General features: G+C 45.4%; 20 protein-coding genes. 3 read left to right on the top strand and 17 right to left on the bottom strand.

Going from position 1 to position 23,249, the window contains the following annotated elements; all coding sequences use genetic code 11:
* Positions 1-129: 129 nt before the first annotated feature.
* From VSQ61_RS05475 to VSQ61_RS05450, 6 genes are all read right to left on the bottom strand, one after another.
* Positions 130-1,341 carry a S41 family peptidase gene (locus VSQ61_RS05475; RefSeq protein ID WP_334343441.1) on the bottom strand — a complete coding sequence of 404 codons (1,212 nt, stop codon included), beginning with the start codon at positions 1,339-1,341 and terminating at the stop codon, positions 130-132.
* A gap of 118 nt (positions 1,342-1,459) precedes the next feature.
* Positions 1,460-2,758 (bottom strand): murein hydrolase activator EnvC family protein, encoded by a 1,299-nt coding sequence (locus tag VSQ61_RS05470; RefSeq protein ID WP_334343440.1) that lies wholly within the window; start codon positions 2,756-2,758, stop codon positions 1,460-1,462.
* Positions 2,759-2,789: 31 nt separating this feature from the next.
* Positions 2,790-3,704, bottom strand: a complete 915-nt coding sequence (ftsX, locus tag VSQ61_RS05465) for a permease-like cell division protein FtsX (RefSeq protein ID WP_334343446.1) — start codon at positions 3,702-3,704, stop codon at positions 2,790-2,792.
* Positions 3,694-4,383: a cell division ATP-binding protein FtsE gene (gene ftsE, locus VSQ61_RS05460; protein ID WP_334343439.1), complete on the bottom strand. Its 690-nt coding sequence runs from the start codon at positions 4,381-4,383 to the stop codon at positions 3,694-3,696. Before ftsE ends, ftsX begins: the two co-directional genes overlap by 11 nt.
* Before the next feature lie 98 nt (positions 4,384-4,481).
* Positions 4,482-5,570: a PucR family transcriptional regulator gene (locus tag VSQ61_RS05455; protein ID WP_334343438.1), complete on the bottom strand. Its 1,089-nt coding sequence runs from the start codon at positions 5,568-5,570 to the stop codon at positions 4,482-4,484.
* 252 nt (positions 5,571-5,822) lie between these two features.
* Positions 5,823-6,686 (bottom strand): YitT family protein, encoded by an 864-nt coding sequence (locus VSQ61_RS05450; RefSeq protein WP_334343437.1) that lies wholly within the window; start codon positions 6,684-6,686, stop codon positions 5,823-5,825.
* Positions 6,687-6,838: 152 nt separating this feature from the next.
* On the opposite strand from VSQ61_RS05450, the gene VSQ61_RS05445 reads away from it, so the two are divergent.
* Entirely contained in the window at positions 6,839-7,321 is a 483-nt protein-coding gene (locus VSQ61_RS05445; RefSeq protein WP_334343436.1) for an FMN-binding protein, read from the top strand.
* Between the two features lie 141 nt (positions 7,322-7,462).
* Here the strand turns inward: VSQ61_RS05445 and VSQ61_RS05440 are convergent, their stop codons facing one another.
* The 7 genes from VSQ61_RS05440 to VSQ61_RS05410 all read right to left on the bottom strand — a co-directional run bounded on the left by VSQ61_RS05440 (position 7,463) and on the right by VSQ61_RS05410 (position 14,952).
* On the bottom strand, positions 7,463-8,158 hold the full coding sequence (locus VSQ61_RS05440; protein WP_334343435.1) for a D-lyxose/D-mannose family sugar isomerase: 696 nt from the start codon (positions 8,156-8,158) through the stop codon (positions 7,463-7,465).
* A 38-nt stretch (positions 8,159-8,196) separates the two neighbouring features.
* On the bottom strand, positions 8,197-8,520 hold the full coding sequence (locus tag VSQ61_RS05435) for an L-rhamnose mutarotase (protein WP_334343434.1): 324 nt from the start codon (positions 8,518-8,520) through the stop codon (positions 8,197-8,199).
* Between the two features lie 47 nt (positions 8,521-8,567).
* Positions 8,568-10,079 carry a sugar ABC transporter ATP-binding protein gene (locus tag VSQ61_RS05430; RefSeq protein ID WP_334343433.1) on the bottom strand — a complete coding sequence of 504 codons (1,512 nt, stop codon included), beginning with the start codon at positions 10,077-10,079 and terminating at the stop codon, positions 8,568-8,570.
* 128 nt (positions 10,080-10,207) lie between these two features.
* The gene (locus VSQ61_RS05425) at positions 10,208-11,350 is read right to left on the bottom strand and encodes a sugar ABC transporter substrate-binding protein (protein ID WP_334343432.1); all 1,143 of its coding nucleotides are present in this window, start codon (positions 11,348-11,350) and stop codon (positions 10,208-10,210) included.
* 66 nt (positions 11,351-11,416) lie between these two features.
* The gene (locus tag VSQ61_RS05420; RefSeq protein ID WP_334343431.1) at positions 11,417-12,406 is read right to left on the bottom strand and encodes an ABC transporter permease; all 990 of its coding nucleotides are present in this window, start codon (positions 12,404-12,406) and stop codon (positions 11,417-11,419) included.
* A 269-nt stretch (positions 12,407-12,675) separates the two neighbouring features.
* Entirely contained in the window at positions 12,676-13,908 is a 1,233-nt protein-coding gene (locus VSQ61_RS05415; protein WP_334343430.1) for an ROK family transcriptional regulator, read from the bottom strand.
* A gap of 18 nt (positions 13,909-13,926) precedes the next feature.
* Complete coding sequence (locus VSQ61_RS05410; RefSeq protein ID WP_334343429.1) at positions 13,927-14,952, bottom strand: zinc-dependent alcohol dehydrogenase; 1,026 nt, start codon at positions 14,950-14,952, stop codon at positions 13,927-13,929.
* A 174-nt stretch (positions 14,953-15,126) separates the two neighbouring features.
* Between VSQ61_RS05410 and VSQ61_RS05405 the strand changes: the two genes are divergently transcribed.
* Together VSQ61_RS05405 and VSQ61_RS05400 are read left to right on the top strand one after the other, a co-directional pair.
* The gene (locus VSQ61_RS05405) at positions 15,127-16,260 is read left to right on the top strand and encodes a carbohydrate kinase family protein (protein WP_334343428.1); all 1,134 of its coding nucleotides are present in this window, start codon (positions 15,127-15,129) and stop codon (positions 16,258-16,260) included.
* A 33-nt stretch (positions 16,261-16,293) separates the two neighbouring features.
* Positions 16,294-17,076 (top strand): SDR family oxidoreductase, encoded by a 783-nt coding sequence (locus VSQ61_RS05400; RefSeq protein ID WP_334343427.1) that lies wholly within the window; start codon positions 16,294-16,296, stop codon positions 17,074-17,076.
* Between the two features lie 84 nt (positions 17,077-17,160).
* Here the strand turns inward: VSQ61_RS05400 and VSQ61_RS05395 are convergent, their stop codons facing one another.
* The 4 genes from VSQ61_RS05395 to VSQ61_RS05380 all read right to left on the bottom strand — a co-directional run bounded on the left by VSQ61_RS05395 (position 17,161) and on the right by VSQ61_RS05380 (position 23,200).
* Positions 17,161-18,792 (bottom strand): efflux RND transporter periplasmic adaptor subunit, encoded by a 1,632-nt coding sequence (locus VSQ61_RS05395; RefSeq protein ID WP_334343426.1) that lies wholly within the window; start codon positions 18,790-18,792, stop codon positions 17,161-17,163.
* 7 nt (positions 18,793-18,799) lie between these two features.
* Positions 18,800-19,639, bottom strand: coding sequence for a carbohydrate ABC transporter permease (locus tag VSQ61_RS05390; protein WP_334343445.1), 840 nt, complete (start codon positions 19,637-19,639; stop codon positions 18,800-18,802).
* 85 nt (positions 19,640-19,724) lie between these two features.
* Positions 19,725-20,609, bottom strand: a complete 885-nt coding sequence (locus tag VSQ61_RS05385; RefSeq protein ID WP_334343425.1) for a carbohydrate ABC transporter permease — start codon at positions 20,607-20,609, stop codon at positions 19,725-19,727.
* Between the two features lie 239 nt (positions 20,610-20,848).
* A complete protein-coding gene (locus tag VSQ61_RS05380) occupies positions 20,849-23,200 on the bottom strand; it encodes an ABC transporter substrate-binding protein (RefSeq protein WP_334343423.1) in 2,352 nt (783 codons plus the stop codon).
* Between the last annotated feature and the right edge of the window lie 49 nt (positions 23,201-23,249).

Here is a 23,249-nt window from a genome sequence, read left to right as displayed (position 1 = left end):
AATCATTCCGATATTTTATGAGCGTTTTGTTTTTTTATTTTCATTACATTGCAACATTCTTGTACTAACAGCAAAATAAGCCGGAATCCTTTCTCATCTTAAGGATTCCGGCTCATCTTACAGTCACATCTATTTCATTTCTTCTTTCAACACTTCTATAGCTTTTTGTACCTGATTATCTTCTCCCACAGTAACTACTGCTTCTTTTTTCAAATCCTCATCCAAATCTATCTCCACGTCTGGATCAATACCTATTCCATGAATATTATTTCCCTTTGGCGTATAATATTTGGAAACTGTCAGCTTCACTGCCGTCCCGTCACTTAGAGGATAAATCTTCTGCACAATCCCTTTTCCATAGGTTGTAGTTCCCACAAGAGAACCCAATTCATAATCCTTGATGGCTCCGGCAAAAATTTCTGATGCACTTGCACTGTTTCCATTTACCAGGACCACCAGCGGTTTATCAAAATAATTTTCTGCGTCAGAGGTTTCTTCCTCACGGTTCCCATATTTATCTTCCGTATAAACAATCAGGCCTTCCGGAAGCAGCCTATCCAAAATTGCGCACACACTGGAAACAAGACCGCCTCCGTTATTACGCAGATCAATAACCAGTCCCTCAAGTCCCTGAGACTCCAGATCATCCATAGCCTTCATAAACTGGTCCGTTGTTACGTCATCAAAAGAAGTTATGGAAATATAGCCTATCTGATCCTCCAGCATATCATACCCAACCGTCTGGATCTCAATCGTTCGCCGCTTTACCTGAAATTCCAAATAATCATCTTCACCATCCCGAACAACACTAATGTGAGCTTCTGTATTCTCTTCCCCTTTTATCATAGAAACAATCATGTTTAAGTCCTGGCCAGTTGCCTCTTCATCCCCCACCTTATAAAGAATATCTCCCGGGCGTATCCCTGCCTCCATTGCCGGCCCATCCTCAAAAACTCTGGTAATTGTAACAATACCTGTGGAAATATTCTGCGAAATTTCCACGCCAATCCCGCAATAGCTGCCATTGGTGGAATCACGCAGGCTTTGATATTCCTCCTGTGTATAATAGGCCGCATAAGGATCACCGAGCCCCGCCACTGCCCCTTTGTAAAGCCAGGTTTCTATCTGTTCTGAATCCAGTTCATCCAAATAATACTCATTCATCAGAGATTCAATCTCCGTGAGCTTTTCCTGTATTTGCTCATCTGTCAGATTAATCTGTTTTTCTTTTTCTGATTTTTCACTCAGAAAATTATTACAGAACATCACTGTCTGGATCAGGATCAAGGTCAGAGCAAATCCGATCGCTATTCCTTTCCACAATTGTTTTTTGTCATTCATGTTGTTCTCATCTCCTACAACCGAAGGGGGCTGTCGCAAAACAAGTTTCTTACTTGTGTCTTGTTCTGCGGCATCCCCCCTGGTTTCCTTATTTAACTATACGCTATTTTCTTTTATTCTATCCCACATAATTGTGCGGATTCACATAAGCTCCATTTTTAATCACGCCAAAATGCAGATGCGGACCCGTGGAGAAGCCAGTCGATCCCACCGCCGCAATGCTCTGTCCGGCACTAACTGCTTCGCCTACCGATACGTAAAGGGCTGAACAATGCATATATACCGTGGAAAGCCCATTGCCATGAGAAATTACTATATAATTTCCAGCCGAGCCGCTATAGGTTGACGTGGTAACTCTCCCTGCTGCTGCCGCCACAATGGATGACCCATGAGAAGCTCCAATGTCTATCCCCTTATGATTGGTAGAGGCTCCCGGAACAGGCTGTGATCTTGGACCAAACTCACTGGTAATCCGTCTGCTGCTGGGACAAGGCCAGACAAACCCAGAAGCTCCTCCGTCTCCATCGTCCATGCTGGCATTGGCAAGAGCCGCTGCTGCAATCTGTTCTTCAATCTGATTCAGAAGCTTCTCCTGCTCTTCCAGATCCTCACGAAACTCTGCCGCATCACTGTTCTGGCTATCAATCTGAGCTTGGTAACTCTGGATCTCTGCCGTCTTTTTCTTAATGAGGGCATCTACCGTTTCCTTCTGTTCCTCGGCAGCATCTGCCATCAAGTTCAATTCTTCCTCCTCAGATTCCAAAACTTCCTTTGCTGCGGCAACCGCCTCCTTTTGAGCGATATATTCATCCATCATCTTTCGATCATATTGTGACACTTCTTTTACATAGGCAGACTTATTCAAAAAGTCCCCAATGCTGTCAGCAGTCAAAAGCATCTCCAGATAAGAAGGGTTCCCAGCCTCATAGAGATATTGAATCCGAAGCTTCATATCCTCATACTGCTGATCTGCCACCCGTTCAGCTTCATCAAGTTCTTCCTCCGCCTGAACAATCTCCTCCTTTTTTGCCTCAATATCTTCATTCAGCTTCTGAATCTGCGCTGAAAGAGAAGCCGCCTCCTGATCCAGGCGGGCAATGTAGCTTTTCAGATTGTTCTTATCGGCTTCTAACTGCTCAATATTTTTCTTTATCTGATTTAAATCTGATTTGATATCCTCAATTTTATTTAATGCGTCCTCCTTCTTCTTCTCCAATTCATCTGTGTTTATCTTTTGAGCAGAACCAGACGAAGTTGTTTTCTCGGAAGTTGAACCTCCTGACGAATTCTCAGAAGTTGAACCTCCAGCGGAAATCTCTGCTTCCGAAGCCCATACCGGGGCTCTCCCAGAATAAACGATTGTTATTGTCAAAATCGCTGCCAAAAGCAGCATATGAATATAATGCTTTCTTTTCATCTCTTTCAGTATCCCTCTTTATCTGCCGATTTCAAACTCTCAAATGCTTCCGAATCGTAAGATAGCTTCCGAAAAATCCGATACCTGCTCCCAGAGCCATCCCCACAGGAATCAGTGTTTGAAACATCACATCTACCGGCAGGAATTGGATCAGTCCGGCCAGATCATTAAACTGTCCTCCCATATAATTCATAAGTCTCGTATAGAGCAGATACAAAAGACTTAAGGGGATCGCACCTCCTATCAATCCAATCAGAAGTCCCTCCACTACAAAGGGAGCTTTCACAAAGGAATTGGTTGCACCGATAAGCTTCATAATGGCAATTTCTTCCTTCCGAACCGCAATTCCGATAGTTACTGTATTGCTGATCAGAAATACTGACACACACAGCAGCAGAATGATAATGGCTACTGACACATAGCCTATCAGCAAATTAAAGCTGGACAAAATCTTGGCTACTTCTACAGATTTATTGACTTTGCGGATTCCCTCCATAGACTCCAGATACTCTACTAAACTGTTTTGATCCTCCACATCCTTCAGATGGATCACATAATGAGCCTGCTTAGCCAAAGGGTTGTCGTTGGCAAATCCGTCTGCAAGCTGCGGAGCCTCTGCAAAGTAAATATACTTATATTCTTCCCATGCCTGATCTGCCGAAACAAACTCCGCTTCCTCCACCTCGTCTCTTGCCCTAATCTTGGCGCCAATTTCATCCATAGCTGCCTGATCAAAAGAAACTGCTTCATCAAAAAACACCGTCACTGATACGCCGCTCTCTACTTCCTTCACCATATACTGAAAGTTCTGCACTACACAGAAAAAAAGGCCGAACAGAAAAATACAGATGGACATGGTTGCAACGGAAGCCAGAGAAAACATCTTATTTCTCCAGATATTTTTCAGGCCCTGCTTTAAGCAGTAGCCAATGGTGCTAATTCGCATGTTGTATGTACCCAGCTTTACGCTCGTCACTGATAATGACGCCTCTATGCATTGCAATCACTCGCTTCTTCATCTGATCCACAATCTCCTGATTATGGGTTACTACCACAACGGTGGTCCCTCTTTCGTTGATGGTCTCCAGAAGCTTCATAATCTCCTTGGAGTTCTTCGGATCCAGATTTCCTGTAGGCTCGTCCGCCAGAAGAATGTTGGGCTTGTTTACCAAAGCCCGGGCCAGAGCCACTCTCTGCTGTTCTCCGCCGGAAAGCTGCTTGGGATAAGACTTGTACTTCTCGGCCAATCCCACCAGGGACAGCATGGCCGGCACATTTTTACGAATGGTCTTTGAGGGGGTAATTACAACCCTCTGGGCAAATGCTATGTTTTCATATACATTCCTGTCCTTCAGCAGACGGAAGTCCTGAAACACCACTCCAATCTTCCGGCGGTATTTGGGAACGGACCTCTGTTTCATCTTATTTAAGTTAATTCCATTTACTTTAATCGTTCCCGATGTAGGTTCCAGCTCTTTCAGCAAAAGCTTGATCAGGGTGGATTTTCCTGATCCGCTGTCTCCTACAATAAAGACAAATTCGCCCTTATCAATGTGCAGGCTGACGCCGTTCAGGGCATGATTGCCTGTGGAATAGGCTTTTGTCACATTTTCCAAATCGATCATTTTTTCTCTCCTCAGTGCTTTTCAATCTCCTGTTTTGAGTTCCGCACCCGCCTGTGCATCTGCAAATCTTTTCGGCGCTGCTCGGACTCTTGCTGTCTTTAATAGTCTATGGTCTCCATGTACTTCATATACTTCACAACCATCAGAGCAATCTTGAAGGTAATGGCATCTTCGAATACCCGAAGATCCAGGCCTGTACTTTTCTGAAGCTTATCCAGGCGGTATACCAGTGTATTCCGGTGAATGTAGAGCTGTCTGGAGGTCTCAGAAACATTCAGACTGTTTTCAAAAAATTTGTTAATAGTAGTCAGCGTTTCTTCATCAAAATCATCCGGGGATTTCCCGTCAAAAATCTCTCGGATAAACATCTTACACAGAGGGATGGGAAGCTGATAAATCAGCCGCCCGATTCCCAATGTGCTGTATGCCACAATATCCCTCTCTTCAAAGAAGATCTTCCCTACGTCCAAAGCCATACGTGCCTCTTTGTAGGAACGTGATACTTCTTTAATCTCTCCCACGATGGTCCCGTAAGCAATATGTATCTGCTCTTCTTCCTCGTTTGCAAGCAGATCCTTAATTACTTTAGCTGTCTTATACATCTCCGGATAGCCTTCATTCTCAGCTAGTTCCTTAACTACGATGATATTTTTCTCATCTACGGCAGTAATGAAATCTTTGGACTTAGTGCCAAAGAGAGTCCGCAGACTTTCCAAAGATGCGCTGTCCTTTTCTCTCCCCGTCTCAATCACATAAACTCCCCGGCGAACCTCTGCCTGAATATGAAGCTTCTTTGCTCGATTATAAATATCTACCAAAAGCAGATTGTCCAGAAGCAGATTCTTGATAAAGTTATCTTTATCAAAGCGCTCCTTATAGGCAACCAAAAGATTCTGAATCTGAAAAACCGCTATTTTCCCAATCATGTAGGCATCCTCACTGCCTCCATTGATTAGCAGAATATACTCCAGCTGGTTTTCGTCGAAAACCTTAAAAAACCGGAATCCCTGTATCACCTGGCTGTCCGCCGGAGAATCAATAAATGCCAGTACGGAGCCCGTATAGGTGTCCGCCTCCGGAAACGTGAAGGCCAATACTTTTCCTTCTGTATCAATGATGCAAAGATCAATTCGGGTAATCCCCTTCAACCCCTCAATCGTGTTCTGTAATATCTGGTTTGAAATCATAGTCTTTCTTGCTCCTTCTGCTAGTTTCTTTGTGCATATCGCCAATTATGCCCTTCTGATTTCTCCGACAATATGGCCAATAAAAATACCCCTTTTTTATGTGAAAATAAAAATACCTAATCTATATATTAATGCAAAATTACAAAAAAGAAAAGAGGAAATACAAAAAAATTTATGCATTTCCTCGATTTTCCGGGATTTTATTCCAATTTTTTCCCTATACATTGTTCACAAAAGAAATCATTTCCAAGATCAGGACTCGATAAAGCCTTCTCCTAAAACCTCCCGAACATCTGTCACTATCACAAAAGCATCCGGATCAAGACTTAAGGCCAGCTCTTTTAAGCGCACAATCTCCTTTCGGGAAACCACGCAAAAAAGCATGTTTTTCTTTTCTCCGGAATACATGCCTGTTGCGGAAAGGCCTGTTACTCCTCTGCTCAAATCTTCCATCAATATCCGGGACAGCTCATCCGGTTTTTTCGTGATGATAAAGGCGGCCTTGGAAAATTTCAGCCCTTCTATAATGCCGTCTGACACTTTGGATACCAGGTAGATGGATATTACTGCGTAGAGGGCCATCTGGATACCAAAAAGATAAGCTCCCGCCAGGACGATGAATGCATCTATTACCTGCATAATATCCGCTATGCTGTAGTGCCGCCAGAAATGCTGAATAATGGCTGCTATAAGATCTGTACCGCCCGTAGTGGCCTGACTCAAGAATACAAGGCCAATTCCAATGCCCATCACCACGCCTCCATAGAGAGCTGTCAGCAGAAAATCGCCTTCTGCTATGGGAATTACCGGTAAAATTGCCAGCCAGATGGATAATATCACGGTTCCAAAGACTGTTTTTACAATATACCTCCACCCCTTTAGGCGGATTGCAATAAGAAATACAGGGATATTTAAGACAAAGTTCGTAACAGCCAGAGATACACCGCCGGGAACTATATCTTCAGTAAGCTGTTTCACAATTATAGCCAGACCGGAAAAGCCTCCTGTGACAAAACCGGAAGGATCGTAGATGGAAGCTACGGCAAAGGCTATGAGCCCCGTTCCGATCACTATCATCAGATATTCTTTTATAACGGTCTGGCTGTTTTTTTTCATATTCCCTGACTCCTTTCTGCCCTGGTTTTGATATATTAACTCTCTAGTTTATACATCCCTTTATTTCTTATACGGTTTCCTGCTTTTCCAATCATATTCCCTCTTTTTTTTGCATAAGCTATAGCAATCGAATTGTACAGGAGGGGCTTTCCTTGAGCTCGAAAACTAAAATTGTGGTCCTCCGCATGAAGGAGTTAATTTATACCGGCATTTTTGTGGCCCTGGGTATTATTCTCATCCTTCTTCTGGTATTTATGTTTGCTCCGAAGGACAGCAAACCGGATTCCACTGATACTTCTGATAAATATGTGCCTGGCGTCTATACTTCTTCCATAATGCTGAACGGCAATGCTGTGGATATTGCTGTTACTGTGGATAAAGATTCCATTGCTTCTATCCAGATGGTAAATGTCAGCGAAATGGTTTCTACTATGTATCCTTTGATGGAACCTGCGCTTGACAGCCTTGCAGAACAGATTATTGCTTCTCAGTCTCTTGATCATATTACATATCCGGAGGAAAATCAATATACTTCTCTTGTGATTCTGGATGCGGTGGAACGGGCTCTGGATAAAGCGGCGGCTCCCGGGAACAGCACAGAAGACGCTGACGACACAAAAGAAACAGAAGAATAACGCTCTTTCATGTACGGCTTTACCGAACCAGGAAGCAATAAGGCAGAGGGCGCTTTTCCCTCTGCCTTATATAAATGTCCGGCTTTTCGTGAGCCTTCACCTAAAGATATAAATCCCTAAAAGAGCAGAAACAAATATTTTCTATGGGCTCTTGGGGAAAAGCTTATCATATTCATTGCACAGCGGATAGAGAATCGGCTCATCCTCTTCAATATCCGCAAACCTGGCTGTCGGTTCCGCAAAATAATTGTCCGTATTATCGTCATTTACTTTGGAAACCTCGCCGCAAATCAATGCGCCGTCTCCCGCCTTAGCTCCAAAGGTATGATTTACATAGGGAACTAAGCGGATACTGTTTCCTGTTGTAATAACAACCGGCTCTCCTGCTTTCGCCACACAGCGAATGCCATCGCTGTAATACTCAACATCATTGACATAGTCTACAGATCCATCTTTATTGCTGTTATAAAAGCGGACCTCCATACTTCCGCCGCCACGGTTAATGATATCCTCTGTCTTTTCCACATGATAGTGAATCGGAAGCCGCTGTCCTTCCTTGAAGATAAGAATTTTTTCCGCATATGGGGAACCAATCTCTGGTTTTCCCAGTTTCCCATTGCGAATTGTAAACAAAACGGCTCCGATTTTGTCAAAGTCTCCGCTTCCAAAATCCGTAATATCCCAACCGGACATTACCTCACGAAGCGTATCAATGTTATCCTTATTTGCTTCCCACTCCTCCATTGACCAATAGGCAAACCGGGGCAGCTTGAATTTATACTCATCCAAAAGCTCAATAGCCCATTTAATTGCCGCATTAACTTCCGATCTTTTCATAATCTCAACTCTCTTTCTCCGTTTTCTATACGTTCACATCATAATATATGGAAAATATTCTCCATCGACGCCCACCACTCATCAGCGCCTGCGCTGTCCACCGGCTCTTGGCATGGATCCGTGTGCGTCAGCCACCTGATATTTTCTTCATCTTCAGCCAGCTTTTTCATATCCTCTTCATAATTGTCACCGATATATTCAAAATATTTAAAAAGGTACCCATCTCTGTAAAAGATAGTAAAATTTTGAATATTAACTGCACGTGTCTTTTCCACAATTCCCGGCCAGATATTGTCATGAAGCTTCCTGTATTCCTCATATTTCTCAGGCTTTACTTTTATAACCTCGCCAAATCTTTGCATGTCCGTCTCCTTTCGCTTATTATCTATATAAATTTACCGTATCCATATTAAACAAAATATTCACCGATTTTTTCCGAAATCACATTGCCGGGCTGTTCAAAAAATTCTTCCCCCTTTAATTCCGCAACGATTTCCTGATCCTTGAAAATCAGCATCCTTCTGGACAGCGATATCACCTCGTTCATATCGGACGAAATCAGCACAACTGCCTTCTGCCCTTCTTTCGCCAGCTTCCAAATCAAATTATGGATATATTCCTTGGCGCCGATATCTACCCCTACCGTAGGTTCGTCAATCACAATAATGTCGCAATTCGCCGAAAGCCATTTTGCAATACTTATCTTCTGCTGATTCCCGCCGGACAAGCTTCCGGCCTTTGTCGCAAGCTTCGGTGTCTTAATCTCCAGACGCTCAACAAAATCCTGTGCGTTATTGCGTTCCATTCGAAGATTGATAAAGGGGAGTTTGGTCCTAAAAAATTTCTCCAATGAATTCATTCCTATATTCATCTCAACCGTGTTGTCAAGAAAGAGTCCTTCCTCCTTCCGGTTTTCTGTCACATAACCAATCCTATATTTATGCAGGCTTGTGGACAGGCTCGTAAGCTTTACCTTCTCTCCCCAGACATAAATATCACCGGACTCAATTGGTTCCACACCCAAAACGCCGCGAATCAATTCCGTCCGGCCAGAGCCAACCAGACCATATAAGCCAAGAATCTCTCCTTTTTTCACTTCAAAGCTCATGTTTCGGATGCCGTATTTTCGGCAGTTAATATTAACTGCTTTCAAAGCCACTTCATGATTTTCCGCATCCAGACGGCCTTTATACGCCAGAACGCTTTCCCGCCCGATCATCATTTTTACAATTTTGTCACGATCAACATTTTCAATCAATTCCGTTCCAACCAGCTTTCCGTCCCGAAATACGGTCATCTTATCACAGATTTCCTGCACTTCTTCCAGCTTATGGGATACAAAAATCATTGCCACACCCTGTTTTTTCAATCTGCGCATAATGTCAAACAGAATATCGGCTTCATACTGCGTCAGGCTTGACGTGGGCTCATCCAGCATTAAAACCTGTGCCTCGGAACTGAGAGCTTTCGCAATCTGTATTAACTGTTTATGAGCGGCACTCAAATGCCGGACCGGCGTGCCCGGATCAAATTCCAGCCCAACCATATCCATATATTTTTTGGCTACCTCATTGACTTTTTTCCAGTCTACAAATCCTGCCTTTGTAAATCTGTCCAATTTGTCCAGGCAGATATTTTCCGCAATGCTGCTGTTTGGTATCAGATTAATTTCCTGATTGACGATACTGATATGGTGTTCGACGGCATCACCATATCCATGAAGATGTAAAGTCTCGCCGTCTAAAACAACTTCCCCCTCATCCGCCTGGTATATACCGCAAATAATTTTCATCAATGTGCTTTTACCGGCTCCGTTTTCTCCCAGGATTGCATGTATTTCACCATTTAAAAAATCAACCGAAATATCCTGCAAGGCTTTTACGCCGGGAAACGATTTCGAAATGTTTTTCAATTCCAGCATATCTTATCCTCCGCCAAAAGGCTGATCACTTTTCTCAAATTACGGGAACAGGGCTGCCGCAAATAGCCGGATAAGGCGGAGCGCAACCCCTTATTTTCAGACACTAATTTCTGTTAACCTGAAACAATTTATTTTGTAAACCAATCTGTTTCCAATGTTGCAATTAAATTCGCCGCATTTTCCTCAATACCTGTCTGCCATGTCTCGGAATTGGACTGATCGATAAACAGATATCCCGTGTCAATAAATTGTCCGAACTCATTTGCTTCCCATCCATCGGACAGCATGCAGAGAATCAAAGAAGATACATATCCCATAGCCCATCCATTCTGTGCTACCGTATAGTCAATGTGCCCTTGTGCAATGGCCTCCATCACTTCATTGGACTGATCCATAGAGCCTGCATAGATATGCGGTACATTCTGATTTGTTCCATAATAATCGGCCAGGGCATTCGCAAGTCCCTGTGACGCCGTGCCGCCGGTTGTAATGATACCTGTCGCTCCGGCGTTTGCTGTCAATGCATCGGAAATCTTCTCATAGCCTTGATCTACCGTGGAGATATCTGCCACTGTCTGAACGATTGATACATTTTCATATTCCGCAACAGCATCCTCCACTCCCTGTTGCCGCTTCTGGGTATTTACATCGCTTAGCTGTTCCAGAACATTAATAATCTGTCCCTCACCACCCATTAATTCAATGAGATTTTTAGTGGAATTATATGCCTGCACATATACATCGGATGCAAGTGTTGATGCTGACTTCTGCGGCTCATCCATCAGTCCCGCATAATTTACTACCTGGCAGCCCGCATCATACAGCTCAGAGTACAGTGCATTTGCCCCTGCGGTATCTGCCCCAAAAATCAGGAACAGGTTATATCCTTCCGCAACTTTCGCTTCTACCATCTGGTTCTCCACGTCCTGAGTCCACTCCGTACCAACTACCCACTCAATATCAACACCATAATCAGCCTCAAATGCCTCCAGACCTTCCAGCACATAACTGTCAAAAAATGTATCCGGTGCCGGCCAGTAACAGCAGATCTTATACTCCGAAGGATCCTTCTCCGGCTTCCAGGTATTATTTGCGGACGCCTCCGTAGTATCCACATTCACGGCTGCTTCCTTAGGTTCCTCCGTCTCCTCTGCCGGCGCCTCCGTACTCTCTTCCAGCTCCGCCGTCTCATTGCTGTTGCTTTTGCATCCCATCAGGCCGGCTGCCATTACCGCCGCTGCTAAAAATAATGCCATAATTCTTTTTTTCATTAATAAAATCCTCCTTTTCTTCATTTGCCGAATCTGTCTGATTTTTGTTCCCGCCATTGTCTGAACTTATCTCATTTTCTCCGCCACCCTGGTTCTTAAGCTTTCAATAGAAACCGCTATCAAAATAATCGCTCCCAAAAAGGCCTGTTCATAATAAATATCCACATTCATCATCGTAAGGCCGTTCCGAATCATCGTCAGAATCCATGATCCGCAGAAGAAACCAACTGCCGTAAAATTACCGCCATTTAAACTAATACCTCCAATCGCACATACCGCAAAGGAATACAGCATCCAATCCTGACCGGTTGAAGACGCCGCCGTGCCGGTTCTGGAAGCCCAAAGCAGGGCTGCCACACTGGCCAAAATACAGGAAATGGCATTACATGCTATTTTGATCCTGTCAACCCGAATACCTGACAGGGCAGCCGCAGATTCATTGCCTCCGGTAGCCAGAATATTTCGGCCAAACCGCATATTCCGGAAAAAGACTGCCAGCAGAACCACAAACAAAATCATTATAATAAACAATCCCGAAGTAGGCCCCACCCTGCTCCTTCCCAGCGCAGTAAAATTCTCTGTCAGGGAATAAGCGTATCCATGTGAAACACCGGTAGCAATACCATCGTAGATAAAGGACATAGCCAGTGTGATAATAAAACCGGAGAGTTTTAATTTCACCACCAGAAGTCCGTTAATCACACCGCAGATTGCGCCAACCAAAACCGTCAAGATTATAGCAACCGGTGTGCTAAGCCCCATGTCCTGAATTGCGGTGCCCAGAACAATGGAAGACAAGGCTCCTACCGCTCCAACAGAAAGGTTCATCCCTCCAATCACAGCCACCATAAGCTGTGCGCCGGCAATAAAAGCATACACAGCCGCAGTACGTGACAAGTTAAAAAGGTTGTACTGTGTCAAAAATGAATTTGTGGTTGTCGAAAAGATCAAAATAAGCAAAACAATCGCAACAACCGCACTGGACCAGCTCTGTAAAAAGAAATTTTTCAGCATTGTCCCTGCATTGGAGGATTTCTTTTTATTTGCATTACTCATAAGTTGCTCCTTTTCCTGTTCTTCTCCATATTTGTAAGTAACATAAGTCTCACTACCAATTATCCTCTGCGCAGAATAAATTAAGTTATTTAAGTTATATTGATAATAGCAGTTGCCTTGCTCCTTGTCAATAACTTTATATTTTTTTGTTATATTTATACTAAATTAAATTTTAATATTATACAATATGCACAATCAATCTTTTCAATTTATTTAATATATTTAAATTAATACCGTAAAAAAAGGAGCTTTCGCTCCTTTTTTCTAAGTTAATACAAGAAAGACAATGCTTCAAACTTCCATCCTAAATCCTGAATCATCAGCGTGGCTCCGCATGCAACATTTAAATCATTCCGGCTTCCTCTGCATATCACAACATGGCGTCCTGCCAAGTGCATCTGCCGTTCCCTCGTATACTTTTTAATCCTCTCCAGAAAATCATCGCCGTTCTTCATCATGCCGCCGCATAAGTAAATCGTATCCGGATCCAGCATATTAATCGCTGTGGCCAATGCAACTCCAATATACTTTGCCGCCTGATCAATTAATTTTATGGCAACCTCATCCTGCAGAGCCGCCGCCTCAAATACCATTTTTGCCGTAATGGATTCAATATCTCCTCCGCAAAGTCTGCACAAAATCGTATCATGGCCAAACTTTACAATCTGCCTCGCCTGCTCCGCAATTGCTCTGCCGGAGGCAACCGCCTCCAGACATCCGTTGTTGCCGCACAGACAAACTGCGCCATTCGGGTTCACAATAATATGACCAATCTCACCGCTCGTTCCGGAAGAGCCATAATACAGCTCACCATTTGAGATAATTGCCGAACCAATTCCATAGCCAAGACCAATACAGAATATTGTAGACTCCTTGTTTTTCCGCTCCGGACGTGTCTCCCACCTGGCCTGTGCCCGGTTTGCATTCTCTACCATGACCTGTAAAGGTTCCAATCGTTCCTGCATTAATTTCTGCAGCGGAATATCCTTCCAGCCAAAATCCGGAGAAAAAATAACCGTCCCCGTTTCTTCCTCTATCAGCCCCGGCATAGCTACACAGACTCCTACAATTGTTTCCCAATCAATATCCGTCTGCTTTATTGTTCTTTTAATCTGTTCACTTAAGCTGTCCAGATAGTGCAAAGGCTCTTCAATTCCTTTTGTAGGGCACTTGCTGCTGGCCAGTATCTCGCCATCCTGTCCGGTAATCACTACACGGGAATTGACCCGCCCCACATCCACTCCAATATATCGGAAATGATCTCCCCGTACACTAAGCAGCTCCGGATGCTTTCCCACACCGGAACCGCCTTTTCCGGCAGAGCAGATAATCTTCATCTTCAAGAGCTCTTCGGTAATCGCCATAACCGCCGGCGTACTAAGCCCTACCATCTGCGCAATTGCGGAGCGGTTAATTGGCTGATTCTCCCGAATGCAATTTAATACATTGCGTTTATTCATATTCCCAATATATTTTTTATGAACGCTTAGATACTTCGCCATTACATTAATTACTCCTTATCAGTTCTGAACATCGATAAGGATTTTCATAGAGGTCTCCCGATTCTCATCGATGTATCTGTATGCCTGTAAATACTCCTTGAAGGGAAAGGTTCTGCTCATCAACGGCCGTAGTTGTATTTTCCCTTCATTTACCAGTTCAATCGCATTAAGATAATCTTCATTTCGATACATCATTGTTGTGTTCAAATCAAGCTCATGATCATTTAAAACTGCCAGATCCACATTCGCCATTCCCGCATAAACCGCCACCAAAATGATGACGCTCCCTTTTCTCGCATATTTAATGGCCTGACCCATTGTTACATCATTTCCCGCACAGTCATAAATGATATCCGCTTTATCCGGACCAAAACAACGCACTACGGCATCTCCAAAATCTTCCTGTTTTGTATTTACTGTATAATTTATACCACATTCTGCTGCTTTTTTCAAACGGATCTCACTGACATCCGTAATCATAACGCTTTCAGCTCCCATAGCCTTCGCTGTCTGCGCCACCAGATTACCAATGGGACCTGCACCAAGGACCGCAATTTTCAATCCTTTGACATCCCCCGCACGGCATACCGCATGGCAAGCTACCGCTGCGGGCTCAATCATAGCTCCCTCGTCAAAGTCCATATGCTTCGGCAGCAGAGTTACCTTACTTGCGTCCACCGCAAAATAATGAGAAGCCATTCCCACATCCTGAAACCCCATTACCTTCAGGCTCTCGCACAGATTGTACTTTCCATGGGTACACGGATAACACTTGCCGCAGAAAATCTGCGGCTGTACGGTCACTTTCTGCCCCACCGAAAATCCTTCTGCACCTTCTCCAATCTCGTGAATCACACCGGATACTTCATGCCCCTGTGTAACTGGATATTTTGTAAACGGATGTTTTCCATGATAGACATGAATATCCGAACCGCATATTCCTATTTTCATAATTTTTATAACTATTTGTCCCTTCCCCGCCACAGGCATCGGTATTTCACGGAATATAATCTCTCCCGGAGCTGTCATCACTTGCTGAAGCATAAAACCCCTACCTTTCTTTTTGAAAAATTCAATTCCCTATTGATTTTTTTTGATTATCTGATATGATTTAATTAACTTATTTATCTTAACTTATATAAAGTATGCCATTAGATATGTATCCTGTCAATCAATTAATTCATTATATTGTCAAAAAAAGAAAGAGGTTAGTTCACTATGAATGAAAGAAAAGCAATTGTAGCCGGACATCTGTGTGTAGATATTACACCGGAATTTCCTGCCGATTTCAGCGAGGATCTGGCTAATATTATGCAGCCAGGCAAACTGACCAATGTAAAAGGCGTCCGCTTTTCTACCGGCGGTGTTGTTGCCAATACCGGCGTTGCCATGAACTATCTGGGAGCAAATGTGGAGTTAATGGGAAAGTTAGCGATGGATGACTTGGGCCATATGGTTTCGGACAAACTAAAAAGCTATGGTGTAAAAGCCAATATAAGCTGGTGCAATGATACCAATACCTCCTATTCCATTGTTCTGGCATCACCAGGGCACGATCGAACCTTTCTTCACAGTCCGGGAACGAATGACACATTTGTATTTGATGATCTGAATATGGAGAGTATTCAAAATGCAAGTCTGTTTCATTTTGGATATCTTCCTCTTATGCAAAAAATGTATGAAAATGAAGGCAGTGAATTAATTCAAATTTTTAAAAATGTCTCCGAGGCCGGACCTGTAACTTCTCTGGATATGGCAGCCATCGATCCTCTGGCACCGGTTGGGCAGGCAAATTGGGAAAAAATTCTGGAGAATGTTATTCCCTATACCGATATTTTTGCTCCCAGCGTGGAGGAACTGCTCTATATGCTGGATCGAGATATGTTTTATGAATTGAATAAAAAAGCGGCCGGGCAGGATCTTACACTGATTTTGGATATTGATAAGGTTGTAAAGCCTTTAGGTGACAGGCTTTTGGAATTGGGCGCAGGCATTATTTTAATTAAATGCGGCACACCGGGCCTCTACTATCGAACAGGTTCAGAAAAAGTTCTTACCGGGATCGAAGAGAAATTAGGCTTTTCCCTTCCGGGGTGGGCGGAACGTGAAGGTTTTGAGCAAAGCTTTGTCCCCGAACGTGTACTGTCCGGTACAGGCGCAGGCGATACGACGATTGCCGCATTTCTCACCTCCCTCTTAAGAGAATTTCCCCTGGAACAGTGTATACAATTCGCCGCCGGCGAGGGGGCAAGCTGTGTGGAAGCCTATGATGCTCTCAGCGGGCTCCGCACACTGGAAGAAATCCAGTTGAAGATTGCAAAGGGCTGGAAAAAACAGAACTTATTGGCATAACTAAATATAATAAATACATTTGGAGGGTTTGATATGAAGCAAAATTATTTACAGGACTTATTTTCACTAAGCGGAAAGGCTGCTCTTGTTACGGGAGGCGGCCGCGGCATCGGTCAAGTTATTGCCCGTGAATTAGCCAGAGCCGGAGCTGATATTGCCATATTCTCCCGCTCCGGAGCAGCGGAAACGGTTAACCTTATTGAATCAGAGGGCGGAAAGGCAATTGACATCATTGCCGACGTTACGGATGAGGCAAGTGTCAAAGCCGGAATTGACAAAATCGTGGAGACATACGGAAAGCTTGACATCGTAATCAATAATGCCGGCGTATGCTACCACAAGGATGCCTTTGAGGCCTCTGTTGCTGAGTGGCGGGAATGTCTGGATATCAATCTAACAGGTGAATATATTGTCTGCCGTGAAGGAGCCAGAGTTATGATTGAAAAAGGAACCCAGGGAAGTATGATCAATATTGCGTCCATATCCGGTCACATTGTCAATATTCCTCAGCGGCAGGCTGCCTATAACGCATCAAAGGCCGGAGTAATCCATATGACCAAAAGCCTTGCTATAGAATGGGCCGATAAGGGCATTCGGGTTAATGCAGTCAGCCCCGGCTATGTTGCCACTCCAATGTCGATTGACCCGGATTTTGTTGAACCAGAATTGCTGGCTGCCTGGGATCCTCTGTTCCCATTACATAGAATGGCTAAGCCCGAAGAGCTCTGCGGAGCAATTATCTGGTTGTGCAGCGAATCCGCCGGTTACACAACGGGAGCAGATATTATTATTGACGGTGCATATGGTGTGATCTAAAGCCTAAGATCCGTTTCTGATTAAGCTTATAAGTTGCGGCCATATTCTTTCGTAAACCCTGGAAAGATATGGCCGCTTCTGTTTTTATTCTTTGTAACGCACTATGGTTCGGTCTGACAGGGGCTCTGTGGTGCTTACTATGAGCTCGGTTTCGCTGTCTATAACTCCTTCTTCTATGGCAGCATATTTGTCGTTTTGGTCCAGGACATTTACATAGACGATTTCGGCGGCCAGCTCCGGGCCCAGGATTCCGGATTTTTCTTTTAGGGTATAAATGTAGTTTCTTCCGTTCTGGTCTGTGTAGAGAGCCTCTAAGGGAATGCAGCAATTAAAGACGTCAGTCTGGGTTTCCGTTGTAAATAAACCGCTCTGTCCCAGGGTTCCTACTCCCTGCGGGAGGAAAATGATTGCTTCAAAGAGCTCCGGACTGGCTTCGCTTGCTGCTACGTAATCTACGGTTACGGATTCTTTGGATTTTCCCAGGGACAAGGTGGCCGTATCGCCTTGGTTGACGTATTTTTTCTGGTCTTTTGTTAAGGTCAGGTGGAACTCCAGAGGACTTTCCAGGTCTGCGTAGACTATGGCTGCGCCGTCAGGGATTCGTTCTCCGGGACTTACCTGGATTCGTGTGACGATTCCGTCGGATTCCGGATAAATGCGGCCGCCCGTACGCAGGACTTCCTGGTATTTTTCCAGTTTTTCTTTGAGGACGGACAGCTCTAAGCGGTTGATGGCCAGGCTGTTGTCGGCAGCAGAAGCTTTCCCCGAATCGTCCAGACGGCGCTTTGCATCCAGGAGTGTGTCGTCACGGCTTTTTCTGGCATCGGAAAGGCTGCGCTCAGCGGCTCCTATGCTGCCTTCCAGGGAGCTCTTTTTTTCCTCCCAGGCTGCTTTTTCTGCGTCCTCACTGCTGTAGTCTGGCTTATTGACCGGGGTAGATGTGTGGTTATTATATTCTTCCTCTGCTTTTTCCAAATTCTTCTTTGCTTCCTCCAGGCTTGCCTTTGCTTCTTCAAGCTCTTTTGAATCGGCACTTGCTCCCGCTGCTTCCAGATCTTTAACTTTTTTATCAGCATTCTCTTTTTCTGCCTGTGCTTTCTTGAGATTTCCTTGAAGCTCCTGTTCTTTTGCCGCCCATACGTTGTACTCTGCCCAGGCTTTTTCACGTTCTTCCTCCGGTGTCGCAGCAGCCGGACTCTGTTTCAGGTTTTCCAGGGCATCCTGGGCGCTTTTTAAATCTTCCTTTGCCCGATCTACATTATCCTGTGCACTCTCTGCCGCCCGGTCGTAGTCTTCCTTTGCCCGATTCTGTTCTGTCTTTTTTTCCCCTGCTGCCAGGCTTTTGTTCTGCTCCTGCTCCTGAATGGTTAATGTCAGCTTTTGAATGGTCATTTCCTGATCCCGGATCTGTTCTTCCAAGTCCTCCATGTCGATTTCAAACAGGAGGGTTTCTGTGGTGACCCGGTCGCCTATATGAGCATGGACGGTTCGGCAGCGCAGGCCGCTTAGGGCGTTGACTGCATATTCCATGCCCTGCTGTACAATCCCCTCTGCCTCTACTCTGTGCATAAGTGCTGTCCGTTCCGGTTTCTTTGTGGTTATCTGGGGAAGTTTGGAGGCATAGACTGCCCGGGATATTAAGGTACACAAAAACATCAGGCTTAGAAAGATGCAAAAGGCGATTCCGATTTTTTTCTGTTTTTTCCATAATTCCATATAGAAATCACTCCTTTAACGCCGAAGCTACTATGCCCCGCTCCAGATATTCCTGACCAATCAAAAATACAAACACAGGCGGTATCAAAGTTATAACTGATGCCACAAAGGAATAGCCCGCCTGGTCGAGGCTTATTTCCGGCAGATACAGGGACAGGGGCCACAAGCTTTTGTCCTCCAGAAATGCAAGAGGCTGCTCCATCAGATTCCAGTATTCCAGAAAACCTAAGACCATAGCCGACAGGATGCCGTTGGAGGCTAAGGGAAGTCCAATCCGCCAGAAAATCGTCCATTCGCCGGCTCCGTCCACCCGGGCCGCATCAATAATACTCTCAGGCAGCGCACAAAACCCCCTGTATATCAGAAACACCGGAAAGGTGGAAAAGATGGCCGGAAAGATAATGGCTCCATGGGTGTTGATGAGGTGCAGACCATCCAGAACCAGATAATTAGAGAGCATGGTTACCTGGAAAGGCATCAGCATCAATACCACATACAGGGTAAACAGTACATTTCGGAAGCGAAACCGGTACACCGCAAAGGCCCAGGCTGCCGGAACTGCCAAAAGGAGCTGGCCTGCAAGTACCAGAACTACGATTTTCATGGAATTCCAGAATACCACGAAAAACTGGGGTGTGTAGAACAGTATGCGGCCGTAGTGCTCGAAGGTGGGATACCTGGGAAAGAATTTCCATGCAATAAACTCTCCGGCTCCGGCGGTTAAGGGCGCCAGGCACTGCTCCAGCTCATAACGGCTGATGATGGTTCCCGACAGCACCAGAACCGCCGGCATCAAAAAGAAAATCGCCAGTGAGAACAGACAGATTTTTCTAATATTCGTTTGCATATATCTTACCAGATGATGTCCGCCCGTTCCGAAAGAGAATGTATTGCAGCGCACTCTTTGGCTGTTGGTTTTTATGGGCATTTGCTTATGCCTCCTTTCCGTCTTGATCCCAGAATTTCTGCAGCAGTAGAATGAATAGAAACAGCACCGTTCCCACGCAGACTGCGGCGGCAGCCATTTTGTCCAGCTCCAGGTTTACAAACCAGTTGTTGAAGAGGTGCTGTAGCAGGTACATGCTCTCATGGGGATAGGAGCCCGCTACCAGATATGCCTCACGAAATACCTTAAAAGAATTCAGGAAGGACAGTACAGTAATGGTGTAGAGGGTACCCTTCAGATTTGGAAATACTACCCGCCAGAAGCATTGCCGCTCATTTGCCCCGTCCACCCGTGCCGCATCCAGAATATCGGCGGGAATGGAGAAGATTCCGGCCAGCCAGAGCACAATGGTATAGCCGAGATTTTTCCACACATAACTGAATACCAGTACCCAGAAAGCCGCTTTTGTGCTCATGTAATCTACAGGGCCGCTCTCCGGTATCAGATGGAGACTGTTTAACAGCAGGTTCAAAAATCCCTGCCCGGAAAATACCATCCGCCAGACCAGCACGATTGCCGCTGCCGGCATAGCCATGGGAAACAGGAAGCAGGATTTTAAAAACTGTATTTTTTGAAGCCTGCTTAGCTGTACGGCCAGGAACAGTCCCAGACCGATGAGAATCGGGAGGCAGACAGCCGTAAAGCGCAGGGTGTTTTTTACTGCCAGAAGAAATGCCTGGTTTTTAAATATAAGCTGATAATTGTGAATGCCTACCCATTCCTGGGTCACGACGGTCAGAAACGACCGCCGGACCACGTCCAGAAACGGCAGGCATACAAAGATCAGAACTCCAATTCCGCTTGGAAGCAGAAACCATATCCAGGCATTTTTGCTTCCGAAAAGCCCTTGCCTTTTCTTCGTTTTTGCCACCTCCTCTTACTGATTCCAGTTCCGTAAGAGCCTTTCAGTACACCTCTTTCTAAATCAATTTCCAGCCACAAATGCATGTGTCTGTAAATCGATTTGTGCACTGGCTGGCTCTTACTGATTCCAGTTCCGTAAGAGCCTTTCAGTACACCTCTTTCTAAATCAATTTCCAGCCACAAATGCATGTGTCTGTAAATCGATTTGTGCACTGGCAGGCTCTTACTGATTCCAGTTCCGTCTTTTTACTCTGCCAGATAAATGGCTGCCTTTTTCACAATTTCTTTCACCGCATCTTCCACGCTGATACTTCCGCTCAGTGCCTTGGAGCCTATCTCCTGAACAGTCTGCTCGATGATGGAATCGCTGCGGTTGGCTGTATCTGCAGCATCTACAATATCATGGATGCGCTGAAAATGCTCATCTGTCACCCACAGGATTTCCAGACTAAGGGATTTCCCGTTTTCGCTGCTGCTTCCTATGGAAAAGCTGCTGTTCGCCTTGCCCTCGTTGGGGTTGATTTTCTGCTTCTCGAAGGATGCCATATTCATAGGCATTCCTCCCGGCAAATCCAAATCCTGCAGTTCCTGGTCAAAAAGGAAACGGAAAAAGTCAAGAGCCAGTTCATTTTCTATGGAATTGGCATAGATTCCAACGCAGGTATCGGGTACAAAGCTGTTCGGCACCTGTCCAGGATAGGGGGCATAGTCTATGTTGCTTTCCTGGTCCGTCAGCGTAGCTACCACATTAAAGTCCGCATTCATTCCCTTGGATGTTCCGATTCCCAGATAAGCATCCTCCATAGCGATATCTACGGAAACGGAGAATACGCTTGCACTAAAATCTTCCCATACAAGGCCGTCCACCTGACCCCACAGACTGATTATGCGCTCCTGCATTTCTTTCAGTTCTGCCTGATCCCAGCCTGCGATTTCCGCCTCGTAGATCCGTTTTGCCTGTGTAAGGAATTCCGTAAGCTTTGCCTCATCAATGCTTCCATCCTCACGCAGCCATGCGCCGGAGCAGGACAGTCCCAGGGTATACAACACCTGTTCCTCTGTAATCTGCCGTGTGATGGCGCCCTGGGGATGCTCCTGTCTCAGCCTTTCCACGGCATCTGCCACGGAAGCAAGATCGGTAATTCCCTTTACCGTGTCCGGATCTCCCACAACCAACGGCAGCCGGAAACGTACAGGCAGGGAATATAGCTTTCCGCCCTCACGAAATGCGTCTACCAGATTGGGAAACAGGGCATTTTCTCCGGTCAGACCCTTTTCCAGCTCTGTCAAATCCGCAAGTATGCCTTTTTCCTTATAGGACTGTTCCGGAAGTCCGTTCAGCACTATGAGATCGGGGCCGCTTCCTGACATGATCTTCGTATTCAGATTTTTGATGGCATCCTCACGAACTACACCGTCATCGCCGGTCATTCCCACCTCATAGCGGATATAAACACCCGGATTCTTTTTCTGATACAGGCTTACGGCCTGCCGGATGGTGTATTCGTCCTCAAGGCTATAGATGGTAAGCTGTTCCTCCGGTACTGACGGCACGCTAGCATCGTAGACATAGTGACAAAGTTTGGGACCGTTATATAAAATGATAAATTCGTCTTCGGGCAGGGCAATCATTCCCTGCAAGTACATCTGCGGATCTCCCAGAGAATTCATACTCCCGTCCGCTATCTGCTCCACAACAGTTCCTCCCGCCACATGACGGTAAAGTCCTTTCTCCAGAGCCAGGTAGATTACATCCTCTTCCCCGGAAGCCATCACCACACTATGGCTGCCGGAGTTGCTGCCAACCTCCCCGCCTACTTCCTCGGAAATGAAGCTTTGAATCACCTCATCCTTATCGGCCAGGGTCTTTGCCTCCAAATCGTAGAGCTCTACGGTTCTGGTCGTAAGGATTACCATATATTTTTCGGTAAAGCAGACATAATCTGTCATTCCGTCTGCCTTGCAAATCTCCTGTACGGAACCGTCTTCCCGGTTGATCTCATATACGCTTCCCCCCATGCTGAAGCCGTAAAGACTGCTGTCTTTTCCAAAGGAAAGCACATTCAGGTTATCCCCATCATCCGTATACTGAATCGGTTTCTGTGTTCCTTCCGAATCTACATAGATATATTTAGGATGGTAGCCTTCCTTTTCATCTTCCGGCGCATCCACTCCCCCGGCATAAATAGCGGCCGCTGACCCGTCCGGCGCCAGTGCAAGATTGGAGATATAAGCCTCCTTAGCGGACAATTCCGTCAGCCAGGAAGCGGACCTTGCCTCCCAGGTCTCACCCTTATCTGCGGACACATACAGTCCCACGCTTTCATTCAGCAGGGCGATTTCTCCGCTCTCTAAGAGCTGTACGGCCGATGCCCCCCAGGAATCGGCATACTCAAATTCCTCCGGAAGCTCGATCTGGTATTCCAGATAACGACCCATGCTCTGTTCTTTGTCTCCCTCTTCCCCGGCTTCGCCCGAACCGGATGGCGGGGATGTGGTCTCGGGCGTGGTACCGCCCCCTTTGCCGCATCCGCCGGCAAATACCAGCAGCATCAGCATAAGCCATGCTGTTATTTGTCTGAATCCTTTCTTTTTCATGTTTTGTATCCATTTCTCCTTTCTGCTTTCATTCGATTAAGATGAACTA

The sequence above is a fragment of the Candidatus Merdisoma sp. JLR.KK006 genome (assembly GCF_036941035.1).
Classification (GTDB): domain Bacteria; phylum Bacillota; class Clostridia; order Lachnospirales; family Lachnospiraceae; genus Laedolimicola.
The sequence above is the reverse complement of the archived record's forward strand: the minus strand, read 5'-3'. Positions and strand labels throughout refer to the sequence as shown.

Excerpts from the sequence above, each read along its gene's own strand:
- VSQ61_RS05435 (WP_334343434.1), bottom strand. The coding sequence starts at position 8,520 with ATGCAAAGATTTGGCGAGGTTATAAAAGTAAAGCCTGAGAAATATGAG.
- ftsE (WP_334343439.1), bottom strand. The coding sequence starts at position 4,383 with ATGATCGATTTGGAAAATGTGACAAAAGCCTATTCCACAGGCAATCAT.
- VSQ61_RS05410 (WP_334343429.1), bottom strand. The coding sequence starts at position 14,952 with ATGCTTCAGCAAGTGATGACAGCTCCGGGAGAGATTATATTCCGTGAA.
- VSQ61_RS05380 (WP_334343423.1), bottom strand. The coding sequence starts at position 23,200 with ATGAAAAAGAAAGGATTCAGACAAATAACAGCATGGCTTATGCTGATG.
- VSQ61_RS05455 (WP_334343438.1), bottom strand. The coding sequence starts at position 5,570 with ATGATTTCAAACCAGATATTACAGAACACGATTGAGGGGTTGAAGGGG.
- VSQ61_RS05470 (WP_334343440.1), bottom strand. The coding sequence starts at position 2,758 with ATGAAAAGAAAGCATTATATTCATATGCTGCTTTTGGCAGCGATTTTG.
- VSQ61_RS05400 (WP_334343427.1), top strand. The coding sequence starts at position 16,294 with ATGAAGCAAAATTATTTACAGGACTTATTTTCACTAAGCGGAAAGGCT.
- VSQ61_RS05440 (WP_334343435.1), bottom strand. The coding sequence starts at position 8,158 with ATGAAAAGATCGGAAGTTAATGCGGCAATTAAATGGGCTATTGAGCTT.
- VSQ61_RS05405 (WP_334343428.1), top strand. The coding sequence starts at position 15,127 with ATGAATGAAAGAAAAGCAATTGTAGCCGGACATCTGTGTGTAGATATT.
- VSQ61_RS05415 (WP_334343430.1), bottom strand. The coding sequence starts at position 13,908 with ATGGCGAAGTATCTAAGCGTTCATAAAAAATATATTGGGAATATGAAT.
- VSQ61_RS05475 (WP_334343441.1), bottom strand. The coding sequence starts at position 1,341 with ATGAATGACAAAAAACAATTGTGGAAAGGAATAGCGATCGGATTTGCT.
- VSQ61_RS05395 (WP_334343426.1), bottom strand. The coding sequence starts at position 18,792 with ATGGAATTATGGAAAAAACAGAAAAAAATCGGAATCGCCTTTTGCATC.
- ftsX (WP_334343446.1), bottom strand. The coding sequence starts at position 3,704 with ATGCGAATTAGCACCATTGGCTACTGCTTAAAGCAGGGCCTGAAAAAT.
- VSQ61_RS05420 (WP_334343431.1), bottom strand. The coding sequence starts at position 12,406 with ATGAGTAATGCAAATAAAAAGAAATCCTCCAATGCAGGGACAATGCTG.
- VSQ61_RS05450 (WP_334343437.1), bottom strand. The coding sequence starts at position 6,686 with ATGAAAAAAAACAGCCAGACCGTTATAAAAGAATATCTGATGATAGTG.
- VSQ61_RS05425 (WP_334343432.1), bottom strand. The coding sequence starts at position 11,350 with ATGAAAAAAAGAATTATGGCATTATTTTTAGCAGCGGCGGTAATGGCA.
- VSQ61_RS05430 (WP_334343433.1), bottom strand. The coding sequence starts at position 10,079 with ATGCTGGAATTGAAAAACATTTCGAAATCGTTTCCCGGCGTAAAAGCC.
- VSQ61_RS05390 (WP_334343445.1), bottom strand. The coding sequence starts at position 19,639 with ATGCAAACGAATATTAGAAAAATCTGTCTGTTCTCACTGGCGATTTTC.